Annotated in this window: 10 protein-coding genes; 9 read left to right on the forward strand and 1 reads right to left on the reverse strand. The window is 39.6% G+C overall.

Annotated features, from left to right (window positions below; all coding sequences use genetic code 11):
• Positions 1 to 206 precede the first annotated feature (206 nt).
• The 9 genes from BACFIN_RS09135 to BACFIN_RS09095 all read left to right on the forward strand — a co-directional run bounded on the left by BACFIN_RS09135 (position 207) and on the right by BACFIN_RS09095 (position 15,958).
• Positions 207 to 1,307, forward strand: coding sequence for a DUF4434 domain-containing protein (locus tag BACFIN_RS09135; protein ID WP_007753807.1), 1,101 nt, complete (start codon positions 207 to 209; stop codon positions 1,305 to 1,307).
• Between the two features lie 4 nt (positions 1,308 to 1,311).
• Positions 1,312 to 2,718 carry a sugar porter family MFS transporter gene (locus tag BACFIN_RS09130; RefSeq protein WP_007753808.1) on the forward strand — a complete coding sequence of 469 codons (1,407 nt, stop codon included), beginning with the start codon at positions 1,312 to 1,314 and terminating at the stop codon, positions 2,716 to 2,718.
• Between the two features lie 34 nt (positions 2,719 to 2,752).
• Positions 2,753 to 3,976, forward strand: a complete 1,224-nt coding sequence (locus BACFIN_RS09125) for an AGE family epimerase/isomerase (RefSeq protein ID WP_007753811.1) — start codon at positions 2,753 to 2,755, stop codon at positions 3,974 to 3,976.
• A gap of 82 nt (positions 3,977 to 4,058) precedes the next feature.
• The gene (locus tag BACFIN_RS09120; RefSeq protein ID WP_050761269.1) at positions 4,059 to 7,205 is read left to right on the forward strand and encodes a SusC/RagA family TonB-linked outer membrane protein; all 3,147 of its coding nucleotides are present in this window, start codon (positions 4,059 to 4,061) and stop codon (positions 7,203 to 7,205) included.
• A 12-nt stretch (positions 7,206 to 7,217) separates the two neighbouring features.
• Complete coding sequence (locus BACFIN_RS09115; RefSeq protein ID WP_007753817.1) at positions 7,218 to 9,239, forward strand: RagB/SusD family nutrient uptake outer membrane protein; 2,022 nt, start codon at positions 7,218 to 7,220, stop codon at positions 9,237 to 9,239.
• A 17-nt stretch (positions 9,240 to 9,256) separates the two neighbouring features.
• Positions 9,257 to 10,495, forward strand: a complete 1,239-nt coding sequence (locus BACFIN_RS09110) for a DUF5000 domain-containing lipoprotein (protein WP_007753821.1) — start codon at positions 9,257 to 9,259, stop codon at positions 10,493 to 10,495.
• 93 nt (positions 10,496 to 10,588) lie between these two features.
• Positions 10,589 to 11,785 (forward strand): DUF4855 domain-containing protein, encoded by a 1,197-nt coding sequence (locus tag BACFIN_RS09105; RefSeq protein ID WP_032839610.1) that lies wholly within the window; start codon positions 10,589 to 10,591, stop codon positions 11,783 to 11,785.
• A 20-nt stretch (positions 11,786 to 11,805) separates the two neighbouring features.
• Positions 11,806 to 14,403 carry a glycoside hydrolase family 3 N-terminal domain-containing protein gene (locus BACFIN_RS09100; protein WP_007753826.1) on the forward strand — a complete coding sequence of 866 codons (2,598 nt, stop codon included), beginning with the start codon at positions 11,806 to 11,808 and terminating at the stop codon, positions 14,401 to 14,403.
• Between the two features lie 19 nt (positions 14,404 to 14,422).
• Entirely contained in the window at positions 14,423 to 15,958 is a 1,536-nt protein-coding gene (locus BACFIN_RS09095) for a Gfo/Idh/MocA family protein (protein WP_007753828.1), read from the forward strand.
• A 310-nt stretch (positions 15,959 to 16,268) separates the two neighbouring features.
• On the opposite strand, the gene BACFIN_RS23010 is transcribed toward BACFIN_RS09095, so the two are convergent.
• A complete protein-coding gene (locus BACFIN_RS23010) occupies positions 16,269 to 16,451 on the reverse strand; it encodes a hypothetical protein (protein WP_007753832.1) in 183 nt (60 codons plus the stop codon).
• Positions 16,452 to 16,490: the final 39 nt, after the last annotated feature.

The following is a 16,490-nucleotide window of genomic DNA, read 5'->3' on the forward strand; positions in this document are numbered from 1 at the left end:
AGTCTCTATTATCTTTTATTCTGATCGTTTTTGAACTTATATTTGTGAATTATATGTTTAAATGCAACTTTATTAATAAAATATTTTATTATATATTGTTTATTTAATAAATATGCCTATATTTGTAGCGTGATATTAATTAAAACACATTGTGACTTCAATAGGTTAACATATATACAAAGTAGAAAAACCAAAAAATTAAAGCTATGGAAACAAATAATCGTAGAGATTTTCTAAAAAAGGCGGCCTTGGCCGGAGCGTCAGCTTTGGTGGCTCCTTCTTTATTTGCTACCGGTGAAGAGGGGAGTGAAATATCTATTCTTAAAAATGAGGAGAATGGTTTGGAGAATAATTTAATTGTTCCTAAAAATAATGGTCTGAAAATAACAGGAACTTTTCTGGATGAAATCTCCCATGACATTCCTCATCAGAATTGGGGAGAAAAAGAATGGGATATGGATTTCCAACACATGAAAAAGATTGGAATAGATACGGTGGTAATGATTCGTTCCGGTTATCGGAAATTTATAACTTATCCTTCACCTTATTTATTAAAAAAAGGATGCTATATGCCATCAGTTGATTTGGTAGATATGTATTTGCGTCTTGCTGCTAAATATAATATGAAGTTTTATTTTGGTTTATATGATTCAGGACGATATTGGGATACGGGTGATTTAAGTTGGGAGATTGAGGATAATAAATATGTGATAGACGAAGTCTGGAAAATGTATGGAGAGAAGTATAAAAGTTTTGGAGGCTGGTACATTAGCGGAGAAATTAGCCGGGCAACCAAAGGCGCAATCGATTCATTTTATACAATGGGAAAGCAATGTAAAGATGTTTCGGCCGGGCTTCCTACTTTTATTTCTCCTTGGATTGATGGCAAGAAGGCGATTATGGGAACAGGTAAACTGACAAAAGAAGATGCAGTTTCTGTACAACAACACGAAAAAGAATGGAATGAAATTTTTGATGGTATTCATGAGGTGGTAGATGCATGTGCTTTTCAAGATGGACATATTGATTATGATGAATTGGATGCTTTCTTTTCTGTCAATAAAAAATTAGCAGATAAGTATGGGATGCAATGCTGGACAAATGCCGAATCTTTTGATCGTGATATGCCTATTCGTTTTCTACCCATTAAGTTTGATAAACTTCGGATGAAATTGGAAGCTGCCAAGCGTGCCGGATATGATAAGGCTATAACCTTTGAATTTTCTCATTTTATGAGTCCGCAATCTGCTTACTTGCAAGCAGGGAATTTGTATAACAGATATATAGAATATTTTGAAATAAAATAATATTATGCAATCTACTATTAATTTTGGCTATCTTATATTCCTTTCTGTTGTGGCTGCTTTGGGCGGTTTTTTGTTCGGATATGATACGGCAGTTATATCCGGTACAATTGCTCAGGTTACTCAGCTTTTTCAACTGGATGCATTGCAGCAGGGATGGTATGTAGGGTGTGCGTTGGTCGGTTCAATCATTGGAGTCCTTTTTGCCGGTATTTTGAGTGATAAATTAGGGAGAAAATTGACTATGGTTATTTCTGCTATTCTCTTCTCCGCATCGGCTTTAGGATGTGCTCTCTGTACGGATTTTACGCAATTAGTGGTGTATCGTATAATTGGGGGTGTCGGGATAGGCGTTGTTTCCATAGTGTCTCCTCTTTACATTTCGGAAGTTTCAGTAGCACAGTATAGAGGGCGTTTAGTCTCTTTATATCAACTGGCTGTGACCGTTGGCTTCTTAGGAGCTTATCTGGTTAATTATCAGTTGTTGGCTTGGTCGGAAAGTGGTGCTTTATTGGGTGTTCCTCTATTAAATAAGATATTTATAACTGAGGTATGGAGAGGTATGTTAGGTATGGAAACGTTACCTGCGATATTATTCTTTATAATCATATTTTTCATACCGGAGAGTCCTCGTTGGTTAATTGTACGAGGGCAGGAGAGAAAGGCTATAAATATTCTGGAGAGAATCTATAATTCGATTACAGAAGCAACGAACCAATTGAAAGAAACTCAATCAGTTTTGACTGCTGAAACAAGCTCAGAATGGTCGTTATTGATGAAACCCGGCATTTTGAAGGCAGTAATTATAGGTGTATGCATTGCTATTTTGGGACAATTTATGGGAGTCAATGCGGTGCTTTATTATGGTCCTTCTATTTTTGAGAATGCAGGACTTTCAGGAGGTGATTCTCTTTTTTACCAAGTTCTGGTAGGACTAGTCAATACTTTGACCACGGTTCTGGCTCTTGTCATAATCGATAAGGTGGGCCGCAAGAAGCTGGTTTATTATGGAGTTTCGGGAATGGTTGTTTCTCTGATTCTCATCGGCCTGTACTTCCTCTTCGGAGATTCCCTGGGAGTATCCAGCCTCTTCCTGCTTGTTTTCTTCCTGTTCTATGTATTCTGCTGTGCCGTATCCATCTGTGCCGTGGTGTTTGTACTCCTCTCGGAGATGTATCCCACCAAGGTTCGCGGACTGGCCATGTCGATAGCAGGATTCGCTCTCTGGATCGGAACGTACCTGATCGGACAGTTAACCCCCTGGATGCTCCAGAACCTTACCCCCACCGGAACATTCTTCCTGTTCGCGCTCATGTGTGTGCCGTATATGCTCATCGTATGGAAACTAGTCCCGGAAACGACCGGGAAGTCACTGGAGGAAATTGAAAGATACTGGAACCGTTCGGAACAGTAAAAAAGATCATATTAACTTAACACTTTAAAGATATATGGATTTTAAAAAACTATCGGACCAATACAGGGATGAATTGTTGAACAATGTTCTTCCTTTTTGGCTTCAAAACTCTCAAGACAAAGAGTTTGGCGGCTATTTCACCTGTCTGGATCGTGAAGGCAAAGTATTCGATACAGACAAGTTTATCTGGCTGCAAGGGCGTGAGGTATGGATGTTCTCCATGCTTTACAATAAGGTGGAGAAACGCCAGGAATGGCTGGACTGTGCCGTTCAAGGTGGCGAATTCTTAAAGAAATACGGACATGACGGAAATTACAACTGGTACTTTTCCCTCGACCGTTCGGGTAGACCGTTGGTAGAACCGTATAACATTTTCTCCTATACTTTTGCGACAATGGCTTTCGGACAATTGAGTTTGGCAACCGGTAATCAGGAGTATGCCGATATTGCCAGAAAGACATTCGATATTATCTTGTCCAAAGTTGATAATCCTAAAGGAAAATGGAACAAGCTTCATCCTGATACACGCAATCTAAAGAATTTTGCTCTGCCGATGATTCTATGCAATCTCGCTATGGAAATAGAGCATATTTTAGGTAAAGACTACTTGGAACGAGCTATGAACACTTGCATCCATGAAGTTATGGACGTCTTTTATCGTCCCGAACTTGGTGGAATCATTGTCGAAAATGTAGATATAAACGGTAATCTTGTGGATTGTTTTGAGGGTCGCCAGATTACTCCCGGTCACGCGATTGAAGCGATGTGGTTTATCATGGATCTGGGTAAACGTCTGCATCGTCCGGAACTGATAGAGAAAGCAAAAAACACGACTTTTACCATGCTTGAATACGGTTGGGATAAGGAGCATGGCGGTATCTTTTACTTTTTAGATCGTAACAGTTTTCCTCCCCAACAATTGGAATGGGACCAGAAACTCTGGTGGGTACATATCGAATCTTTAATTTCATTGTTAAAAGGCTATCAGTTGACAGGAGACAAACAGTGTTTGGATTGGTTTGAAAAAGTACATGATTATACATGGGCACACTTTAGGGACGCTGAATATCCGGAATGGTACGGATACTTGAATAGAAGAGGCGAAGTATTGTTACCCTTGAAAGGTGGTAAATGGAAAGGATGTTTTCATGTACCTAGAGGACTGTTTCAATGCTGGAAAATACTAGAAACTATTTCGCTACAAACATTTCCCGGATTATTAAATATTGCTGAAACACAATTTAAATCTATTTACTAAATTCAAAATTATGAAACAATGGACCTTAAACATGTCTAAATACCATCGCGGAATTTTAGACTCAAAAAAAGGACTACAATGTATGATGCTGTGTATTGCATTATTAGCACCTAGCTATGCTACAGCAAGTACAAATGTAGGGAACGAGCAAAAATCATTCTATGAAGTAACACAACCTTTGTCAATGATGAAAGAGACATCAAACGTTTCTCCAATTGACAATTCTGTTCGTGGAACAATTATTGATGAAAAAGGTGTTCCTCTACCCGGTGTCAGTGTTGCAATTAAAGGCACATCCACTGGTGTGATTTCAGATATTAATGGTTATTACATTATTAACGCAAAAGCAGGAGATATTCTAGTATTCTCGTTTGTAGGCTTCAAATCGCAAGAAATCACAGTCGGTAAGAAACCGGCTCTTGACATCGTAATGAAAGAAGATGTACACGAACTGGAAGAAACGGTTATTGTCGGTATGGGTAAACAACGGAAAGCCAGCGTTATAGGTTCTATCTCTTCTGTTTCAATAAAGGAACTGGAAGTACCGCAACGAAATCTGACTAACGCTCTTTCCGGACGTATTGCCGGTGCAGTGGTCGTACAACGTTCAGGTGAACCAGGACAAGACAATGCTGATTTCTGGGTACGTGGTATCTCTTCGTTCGGAGCTAATCAAAAACCATTAGTATTAGTTGACGGAGTGGAACGGGATATGTCTGATTTGTCAATTGAAGAAGTAGAATCCATTTCTATCTTGAAAGATGCATCGGCAACGGCAGTATATGGTGTGCGCGCAGCCAATGGAGTTGTATTGGTAACTACCCGTAAGGGGGTTGCCCAAAAACCGGTCATAGAAGTAAAATTGGAAACAGGTTTCTCCGATCTCCCGACAATGCCGAAGTTATTGGACGGGGTCAATTACGCATTGCTAGCCAATGAAGCATTGGGTACTGAAAATTATACTCCGGAGTACATAGACAATTTGAGAAGTGGAACCAATCCTTTTCTATATCCGAATGTAAACTGGATGGATCAACTTTTCCGCAAGTATTCAACTAATACGAATGCAGCCATCAATATTCGTGGAGGTGGCGAAAGAGCACGTTATTATATTAGTGCCAGTTTTATAGAAGATAACGGTAACTTGAAAAATAATCCGGAAGCGGATTACAAATCAAACATTTCACTTCGTCGATATAACTTTCGATCAAACATTGATTTGACATTGACTAAAACAACCAATTTATCATTAGAAATAGGTGCCAATATGACAGATATGCATCAACCCGGTTTAGGAAATGAGTATGTAGACAACAGATGGTTCAGCCCTGTTGAATTACTTTATTACTATTCCTATTTATCCAATCCATTATCCGCTCCGGTTCGGGTACCTATCGGAAAAGATGCGTTTGGTAATACAGAATGGGGTTGGGGAGCACCATCACAGGTCGGTGAAGTGAATCCGGCAGAACGTTTGTTTGGCTCTGGATATAATAAATCATTCCGCTCACAAATCATGAGCCAGATTACATTAAAACAAGACTTGAGTTTCTTATTAAAGGGCCTTGACATACAAGCTTCTTTCTCTTTCGATGCCAATAATCAGACCATACAGAACAGACGCAAAAATTCTTCTACCTATAACATAACGGGAGTTGACGATGAAACCGGAGAATTTCAAGTAGCGGAAATTACCAAAGGAAATGAATTCTTGGGATACAATGTAACTCCATCCAGTAACCGCGCCGAAGAACTGAAAGTGCAATTGAATTATAATCAGATTTTCAATGAAACACACCGCATCGGTGCAATGGCGATGTATTATCAGCGTGACTACGTAGACCAGACTGCCGGATCGTCTATTAAATCATTGCCCTATAAAAAGCAAGGTCTGGCTTTAAGAACAACTTATGCTTTCAAAGACCGTTACTTTGCTGAATTTAATATGGGATATAATGGCTCGGAGAACTTTCCGAAAGGAAAACGTTTTGGTCTATTTCCGGCAGGAGCATTAGGGTATTTGATATCCAATGAGTCTTTCTGGCCTTTTAAAGCTATAAATGTATTAAAAGTCAGAGGCTCTGTTGGTCTGGTAGGTTCCGAATCATTGCCTGACAATATGCGTTTCGGTTATCTGTCATATTTTGGTGAAGGTTTAGGAGGATACTATTTCGGTATGGCCCCTAGCTTTCACGAAGGTATCGGAGAAGACCAAATCGGAGTAGCTGATCTGACTTGGGAGAAAGGTTTTAAGAAAGATATCGGTATTGAACTGAAAATGTTCGATAGCATGGTTTCTCTGGATCTTGACTACTTCCACGAAAAACGTTCCGATATTCTTATTCAACGTCAGTCTGTTCCTGCAACCATGGGAGTCATCAAACAGCCCTTTGCTAATATGGGTGTAATGGTGAATCAAGGTATAGACGGTACGTTGGAATTTAACCATTCAATTGGAGATTTCCGTTATAAACTCTATGGAAACTTCACCTACACTCATAATGAAATTAAAGAAATGGATGAAGCTCAGAAAAAATATGCATACCGTATGCAAACGGGACATCGTTACGGACAGCATTTTGGGCTAATTGCCTTAGGATTATTTCAAGACCAAAAAGAGATCAATGAAAGTCCTGAACAGAAATTCGGTGATGTACGTCCAGGTGATGTAAAATATTTGGATTATAACGAAGATGGCGTAGTAGATGAAGATGATAAATGTCCGATCGGTTATTCAAGTGTTCCGGAAATTGTTTATGGTTTTGGAGCTCAGCTTTTCTGGAAAGGATTCGACTTCGGTATTTTCTTCAGAGGACAGGCACATGTTACTTACGGTCTAGGGGGGGATACATTCATTCCATTCAATAAAGGAGTAGGGAAAGGTAACTTATTTGAAAAAGCACTTGACCGTTGGACGGAAGATAATCCTAATCCCAATGCATTCTATCCCCGTCTGTCCAATGGAGCTTCATCCAACAACTGGCAATCATCTACGCGTACCATTTATAATGGCCGTTTGCTGCGCTTGGCCGATCTGGAACTCGGATATACTTTCAAGAAAAACTGGATTGCTCCAATTGGCATGAAATCTCTTCGCATCTATTGCTTGGCGAATAATGTCGCATTGTTTGCACCATGGGATATGTGGGACCCGGAAACAGCTTCATTTAATGGTAGCAAATATCCTCTCCCGAGAAAAGTTAATATTGGAATTAGAGCTTCTTTTTAAAACACATCGAATATGAAAAAATATATTATAGTTTTATTTAGTTTGTTGGCATTGTCGACTAGTTGTACTGACTACTTGGACAAACAGCCCGATGATATGAAAACAGATGAAATGGTTTGGAGTTCCCGCATGGAAACGGAGAAGTATCTGGCCAATTGTTACGGAGGAATCCCCACAGGGCATTTGCATCAACATGAACCTTGGGTTGGAGCAGCCGATGAATGTAATATAACCTGGAATTTCTATCAGGCGGATAACTTCAACAGAGGTGACTGGACCCCTTCCAGTGAATTGGTGTGTGATAGATACGCTCGTTTTTATCAAGCTATTCGTGCTACTTTGACATTTGAGAACAATGTGGATCGTTGCGGCGAACTAAGTAGCGAATTGAAAACGCGTTATAAAGCCGAGGTCCGTTTTCTACGTGGATATTATTATTATCTTCTTCTTCGTCAATATGGTCCGGTAGTGTTAATTAAAGAATTGCTCCCTTCTGAAACAGATTTTGCAAATATGCAGCGTGCCCCCTATGATGAATGTGTAGAATATATTTGCCAAATGATGGACTTAGCAGCTTATGACCTTCCGATGCATTATTGGGATGACCAGACCCGTTTGGGACGACCGAACAAATTGGTTTGTCTAGCAGTAAAAGCAATTGTACGTAATCTGGCCGCCTCTCCTCAATTTAATGGTAATACGGAATATGCCAACTTCAAAAATCATGATGGTACCCCACTTATTAATACCACTTACAGTGAACAAAAATGGAAAGATGCGGCAGCCGCAGCAAAAGCCGTCATAGATATGGCAGAGAAATATCCGGACACTCGTTTGAAACTATACCGGAATGATGAGAATGGGGATACAGAGTTTAATCCGTATAAATCATGTGTGGATGTTCAACTAAAGGCTTGGAATTGTGAGGTAATATGGGCTAGGTCAGAAGGACAATATGATGATACATTTCAACGGTCATGGATGGTACACAATACACCCGGCCCGCACTGTTTGGGAGGAGTAAGTCCTACTTTACGACTGGTAGATGCTTTTCTGATGAAGAACGGAAAGCCTATCGATGTGGCCGGTTCCGGTTATGTTGAAAAAGGATTTGCGGCTGACGGTGGAGATAATTGGAATCCCAACGGACATGACATTGCTTCCGAAGAAGGTCGTAAAGGTATCATAGCAGATATCCGTGATAGTAAGGCATGGGGGCATTGGAAAGGTGACTGGAATATGTTCTGCAATCGTGAGCCTCGTTTCTATGCAGCTATCCTATATAATCACAGAGTGATACCTAGTCTGTCGGATGATAAAAACATTCGTAACGAATGGAGTACTGGAAGACAGAAAGATGGTTTCGGACGCGCAGAATTATATTTAGGAGGAGCAGCTCGTCCATCTATTAATTATGCGAACTACTCTAAAACGGGTATGTTAGTATTCAAGCGCAACGACCCGCAGGCAGACATGTATAACCGTGCTTATCCTCAAAACTATGCTTGTACTTACATACGCTATGCTGAAATCTTGTTAGACTATATAGAAGCGTTAAGCAATTATGATCCTACCAATGCGGACATTCGTAAATATTGGGATCAAATTCGTAAAAGAGCAGGTGTAGAAAGCGCGTTTGTCGCTACTCCTGAAATAGCTTCTGATCCGGCTTTAATGCATGAATACATTATTCGTGAACGTCAGATTGAGCTTTGTTTTGAAGGTGACCGTTATTTCACTACTCGTCGTCTTTGGAAAGCCCACACACCGGATAAAATTGTAACAGATCCTGTGACCGGTGAAGAAAAAGACGGTCGAATATATGGTGATGGAGGCAGTATGTGGGGAATGAATGTTGATGCCGGTGATGTAGGTTCAAATGATTTCAATTTTGAAGGTTTCTATAAACGTGCTGTTTTTGAAATAAGGGAATTCAAGAAAGAGTACTATTTATTCCCCATTCCGCAAAAAGAAATGGATAAGTGTCCGGGATTGGTTCAGAATCCATGGTGGAGTGGTAATACTGCTAATTAATAAAAAAGTATATAGTTATGAAGAAAATATATTTATACGCAATACTCGCTACATTTGCAAGTATGTCAATGCTGACTTCTTGTGATGCGGATGCGGAGTTTGAAACAGAAGTTCCCGTGAATCCTGTAATGCGTCCTATCATCAGCTTGACGGCAATGGAACAGGAAGATATTTTTGAAGGTGTCATTGATGATAATAAACGTACTATTAAATTGGAAGTCGAAGCTTGGACTGATTTGTCAAATATGACTGTTAATTTGAATATACCGAAACGAGCTACACTTATATCTCCGTCAAGCCCGGAAGGTGTATGGGACTTAACCCAACCGGTAAATGTTGTGATAAACAATATTGAAAGAGATGTGACTTATACAGTAACGGCTAAGAAAAAGGCGGAGTTTATTGAAAACCCGATTGTAAGTCTGGTGGCAAAAGCAGGCGGTGAAACTGCTACAGGAGAAATTGATCATACTAATCATACAATTAAATTAAATTTTGGTCCTTGGGTGAATTTGTCAGAAACGACACTGACTATTGAAGTGAAACCACATGTGAAATTAGTAGATCCTATTACTTTGGAAACGGTATGCAATTTTAGTGAAACTAAAACGAAATCTATCATCGTAAATGATGTGCAGAAAGATGTTACTTACAATTTAGTGGTAACTCAAACTGAACTAGAGGCCGTGGAAGTGGCTAGAGAAAATCTAAAAGAATACAAATTAGATAATGACGCAAATCCATTAACCGGAGATTTACCTGGAGCTTTTGGTGATCGTACAACAGCCAAATTATTTGATGGTAAATTTATGTCAGCAGCAAATCAATGGGGTGAAGTAGGTTGGAGTGCAGGCTCATGTGGTTTCCAACCTAATAATAATCCAGATGGTTCCGCTTGGATCACAGTTAATGTAGGGAAAATTATATATTTAGCAAAGTTTAGTGCTCACCGTTATCGTAGTGAAGAGTTAACTCATGTTACAAATTTTGATATATTTGGATATTGCCAAGAGGGACAACCCGCCCAAGATGGAAATTGGGATGGATGGATTAAATTAGGCACTTTTAAATATAATCCTGATACACATATAAACTTTGCAGAGGGTGACTGTATAAATATAGATAAGAATAGCACAAAACAAGCTCAGTATTATCGAATTGTAGCACGAGAAAATTGGTTTGGTTATACTCATACGCCAGAATGGCGAGAACACGTTTATACTTTCACCGAATTCCAATTCTGGGAATATAAATAACATTCAATAACTTTTAGATGGTTGGTAGAGCTGTATAATACTATCAGCCATCTAATTACATTTCATAAACTACATAACTTCACAAAATTGATTATGAGAAAATTTATCAAATTCAGTGTACTTTTTTTATGCTCTTTGATGGCATTATGTGTTTCATGTTCTTCTTCCGACGGTCCATCAGACGATAAAGAAGTTCCCCCTACTCCTCCGGTAAATCCGGGTGAGCTCTATCCATGGGAAGAGAATCGCACAGCACTTTTGAATTCCACTGATATGGTTCTTATTTATGGAGGAGGACATCACAGGGAACCTTATAATTGGGATGTAGACAGAATAAGTTCTTATGTAACTTATAAAGACAAGGCTGGAACAGAGCACTGGCTCTTCGACGCCTTTTTGTTTCTGGAATTGAAAGACACAGGTAATGGAGGAACCAATAAAACCTACACTTACGAAAATCAAGAAGGTTTGGATGCAGCCAATCAAAAGGATTGGAAAAGATTGGTTGATTATTATTTTGCAAGTAGTACCGGACTGGGAGCATTGAATCGTGCCATATCAAATGCACAAAAGCGTTTGGAAAACCCAAAAACGAAACATAGAGTAGTCATTGCCATTCCGGAACCCATAGCCCACAAGACACCGGCAAATGAAAATTCGACTACCGTATATTGGGGAAGCTTGGATGGACATATCATGGACTTTTCCATCGCACAGGATCGGGTAGATGCTTGTAAATGGTACATAGACTATGTCCGCAGCAAATTCAACGAGATGCAGTACCAGAATATAGAATTGGCAGGCTTTTATTGGTTGGCGGAAACAGCTGGAACTACCAGAGATATTATTTCCAAAGTAGGAGCTTACGTCAACCAATTCAAATATAGTTTCAACTGGATACCTTACCGTGGTGCAGAAGGACATGATAAATGGGAAACTTTGGGATTCAACAATGCCTACTACCAGCCTAACTATTTCTTCAATACAGAACAGTCATACGCTGTCTTGGAAGAAACTTGTAAAACTGCGAAAAGGGAAAATCTGGATATGGAATTTGAGTTTGATTACCGGGTGTTGGCAAGTAATTCGGAACACAATATTTATTATCCCCGTATGAAAGACTATATAAAAGCATTTAAAGCTCATCAAATATGGGACACTAAACGCTTGGCATATTATGAAGGCGGTGGAAACCTTCTTTCATTAAAGAACTCTGCCAATGAAGCTGATCAAGAACTGTATCATGAATTTTGCCAATTTGTGATTACCCGTCCCATTCGTTCCAAATAATAATTATCAGATCAATTAGGATGAGACGTATAAGAAAGCATATTCGTACATTGATTATAGTCAGTATCCCGTTCTTCACGACTCTGATAGTGAAAGCACAGCAAATGCTTCCCTATCAAAATCCGCAACTGTCCGTAGAAGAACGAGTGAACGACTTGTTAGGTCGGATGACTTTGGAAGAGAAAATAGGGCAGATTACCCATCTCCATTCGTACAAAGTATTTGACGGACAAGAACTGAATCCGAATAAGTTGGAAGTAGCATGTGGCAACATAGGATACGGGTTCTTTGAGGGGTTTCCACTCACAGCCTCACATTGCCGCAAGAACTTCCGCCGGATACAAGAATATCTGATAAAGCACACACGTTTAGGCATTCCCGGATTCTCGGTTGCGGAGTCTCTTCATGGAGTAGTCCATGAAGGGGCTACTATCTATCCGCAGAATATTGCATTGGGAAGCACTTTTAACCCTGAATTGGCGTATGCGAAAACCAAACATATTTCCGGTGAGCTGAACACGATGGGAGTTAAACAAGTACTCTCCCCCTGTATTGATGTAGCACGTGAATTACGCTGGGGACGAGTTGAGGAATCTTTCGGAGAAGATCCTTTTCTTTGTTCTGCTATGGCAGTAGCGGAGGTGCGAGGGTACTTGGATCATGGAATCTCCCCTATGCTGAAACATTACGGTCCTCATGGCAATCCATCAGGAGGATTAAACTTAGCTTCTGTTGACTGTGGGGTTCGTGATTTATTCGACATATATCTGAAACCTTTTGAAACGGTTCTTGCACAAACCCGCGTGATGGCAGTCATGTCAAGCTATAACGCTTGGAACCGAGTTCCCAATTCAGCTTCACATTTCATGTTAACGGAAATTCTTCGAAACAAATTTGGTTTTCGAGGGTATGTATATTCTGATTGGGGAGTAGTGGCTATGTTAAAATCATTCCATAAAACTGCAGGTGATGATTTTGAAGCTGCCCGTCAAGCTTTAGAAGCAGGTCTTGACGTGGAGGCCTCCAGTCCTTGTTTTGAAACATTAGCAAAGCAGGTGAAGAATGGAAACTTTGACATTCGTTACATAAATCAAGCTGTAAAACGCGTATTACGGGCTAAATTTGAATCAGGTTTGTTTGAGGACCCTTTTCAAGAGAAAGCTTCCTATCATCTTCCGTTGCGTGCAAAAGAAAGTATACAGCTTTCTCGTCAGATAGCTGATGAATCTACAGTATTGTTGAAGAACGAAGGAGATTTACTACCTTTGGATTGCACAAAACTAAAATCTATCGCGATAATCGGACCTAATGCCGATTGTGTGCAATTCGGAGATTATACATGGAGTAAAAACAAAAGTGACGGCATCACGCCACTCCAAGGCATACGAAATCTGCTCGGAAAACGGGTGAAAATAAATTATGCAAAAGGATGTTCGTTAGCGTCAATGGATACGACATTGATAACGGAGGCTGTTAAAGCTGTTCACGATAGTGAGATTGCTCTAGTATTTGTAGGAAGTTCCAGTACGGCATTTGTGCGCCACAGTAATGAACCCTCGACAAGTGGAGAGGGAATAGACCTTAGTGATATTTCCCTAACAGGAGCGCAGGAACAACTCATCCGTTCCGTATGCGCGACAGGCAAACCTGTTGTTGTGGTTTTGGTAGCCGGTAAACCATTTGCCATACCCTATATAAAAGAAAAAGTACCCGCTATATTGGCTCAATGGTATGCTGGAGAACAGGCTGGAAACTCCATTGCTGATATTCTGTTTGGCAAAGTTAATCCTTCTGGAAAACTGCCATTCTCTTTTCCTCAAAGTACAGGTCATTTGCCTGCTTATTATAATTATCTTCCTACTGACAAAGGATACTATAAAGAACCTGGCACATACACCTCTCCGGGACGAGATTATGTTTTTTCAAGTCCTGCCCCCTTATGGACGTTTGGACATGGATTAAGTTATACCCGCTTTGAATACGTGCAAGCTACTACTGATAAAACAAGCTATCAGCCTCATGACACAATACGCATATCCGTAAAAGTAAAGAATAGTGGGAAATTAGCAGGAAAAGAAGTTGTTCAGATATATATTCACGATGTGGTTAGTACGGTCATGACACCGGTCAAACAACTGAAGGGGTTTAAAAAGATAGAACTACAACCAGGCGAGGAAAAGCTGGTGCAGCTAAAAGTACCTGTACATGAACTTTACTTGACTAGTAATTTCGGAGACCGATATTTGGAACCTGGAAAGTTCGAAATCCAAGTAGGCACTTCTTCAGACGAAATATATTATAAATTACCAGTATGGGTAGGCAATAAGCCTATTTCTTTAGAGGAAAACAGTTTGTCAAAAGCCCCCGTAATAACCACTGGTAAAATTATACGCATAGAAGGAATTGTTCGCGATGTCCAAGCTACACCAATAGCCGGAGTGAAAGTAAAAACTATAAATTCTGAAGAGGAAGTTATGACTGATGCAAAGGGATCTTATTCCTTACCAGCACATTCAGATGATATTCTCTTGTTCTCCAAAAAAGGCTATGCGAGCCAAAAAGTACGGACAAACGGACAACATAAGATCAACATACAAATGATGAAAGAAAACTTTTAAAATTAATCTACTAAATAAAATGAGAAAATACAATTTTTTACTAGTAATGCTTGTGGCTATATTGGCCATTTCATGTTCACAATCTTCTTCTGATACACAAGTCTCAAATCTCGGAACAAAATGGCATTGGGATAAAGGGACTATTGTCATTGAAACTCCTGAACGTCCTACCGGACAAACTAGTGTAATAGGTTTAAAAGCTCCCAAAATGGAATTTGTTCGTGTAGGATTCGTTGGATTAGGGATGCGTGGTCCGGCAGCGGTAGAACGTTTCACTTATATTCCGGGTGTGGAGATTGTAGCATTATGTGATTATGAGAAAGAACGTGCGGAAGAATGTCAAAAGTTATTAAAGAAGGCTTCTATGCCCGAGGCTACTGTTTATTCAGGTGAAAAAGGATATGAAGAATTATGCAAACGGGATGATATTGATTTAGTTTATATTGCAACGGATTGGTTACATCATTTTCCTGTAGCTATGTGTGCAATGGAGAATGGCAAGCACACGGCTATTGAAGTGCCTTCCGCTATGAGTTTAAAAGAATGTTGGGCTTTGATTGATATGTCAGAAAAGACCCGTAAACATTGTATGATTTTAGAAAACTGTTGTTATGACTGGTTCGAAATGAATACCTTAAATATGGCTCAACAAGGGGTATTCGGTGAGGTCATTCGTGCACAAGGAGCTTATATTCATAACCTCGATGAATTTTGGGATTATTATTGGAAAAAAGGAAAAGATGACAAACTCGGATGGAGATTGGAATATAACATGAAACATCGCGGAGATGTATATGCTACTCATGGTCTGGGGCCTGTGGCTCAAGCCTTAAATATCCATCGCGGAGATCGTATGAAAACATTGATTGCAATGGATACAAAATCTGTCATTGGCAAAGATCTGGTTGAAAAAAGAACAGGGGAAACGTGTAACGACTTCCGCAATGGTGACCATACGACTACACTTATTCGTACAGAAAACGGGAAAGTTATTGAAATACAACATAATGTAATGACCCCACAACCCTACAACCGTTTATATCAGCTTACAGGCACTAAGGGACTGGCTAATAAATATCCGGTAGAAGGATATGCGTTAGATTCTAATCAGATGAGTGCATCCGGAATGAAGCCCAAAGTGGATAACTTGACCTCACATAACTTTTTGCCTGAAAATGAGATGAAAACGTTAGTAGAAAAGTATCAACATCCTATTTTAAAAAAATATGGTGAGATGGCTAAAGAAGTAGGTGGACATGGCGGCATGGATTTTATAATGGATAGCCGTCTGATTTATTGTTTACAGAATGGATTACCATTAGATATGGATGTCTATGATTTGGCTGAATGGTGTTGCTTGGCAGAATTAGGTGAATTGTCAATGGACAACAATTGTGCATCTGTCGCATTTCCAGATTTTACCCGTGGTGAATGGAACAAAATACAAGGTTACAAACACGCTTATGCTACTCAGGAAGAAGAAGCCAATAGTATGGAAAAAGCCAAGACTTTTACTAAAAAATTAAAAGAAAAAAATAGGAATAAACTTAGGTAGGTGATCTTTATGTACCGAAATTGAATTAACCCGTTGGCAGAATTACATTAGCACATATGTTAATAATCAGCATTATGCACAACTTTTTAGTCACAAATCTTTTATAATTTTAATTCCGCCAACGGGTTGAATTAATAAAATACAATATTATGATAATAATACTTTGTTAAACATTGAATTAACATTTATGCAGCAATAGCGGCAAATTTAATTTCCTTTTCCCATAGCTTCCGATTTGTTTCCTTGTCAGGCCTAATCCCTGATATGGAAATAAATCGTTGCATGAGCAAAATGTTGTGACATAGCACTTTTACAGATGCCATTGATAAGGCTGTCCCCTTTTTCGAAGCTCCAGATTCACGGCGTTCAATGCTACATTAAAATGGAAATTCAGTTTATCCAGCTCCCGCCTTTGGCAGTCGGTCAGCCCTGTAAACTGCTTTGAGTCGCGAAAGCAGCATCCGACCTGAAAACGCGTCCCATAATAATCCATTACATCTATTGCCTGTATCTGCGTGTCAGTAGAGACATA

The sequence above is a fragment of the Bacteroides finegoldii DSM 17565 genome (genome assembly GCF_000156195.1).
Classification (GTDB): Bacteria; Bacteroidota; Bacteroidia; order Bacteroidales; family Bacteroidaceae; genus Bacteroides; species Bacteroides finegoldii.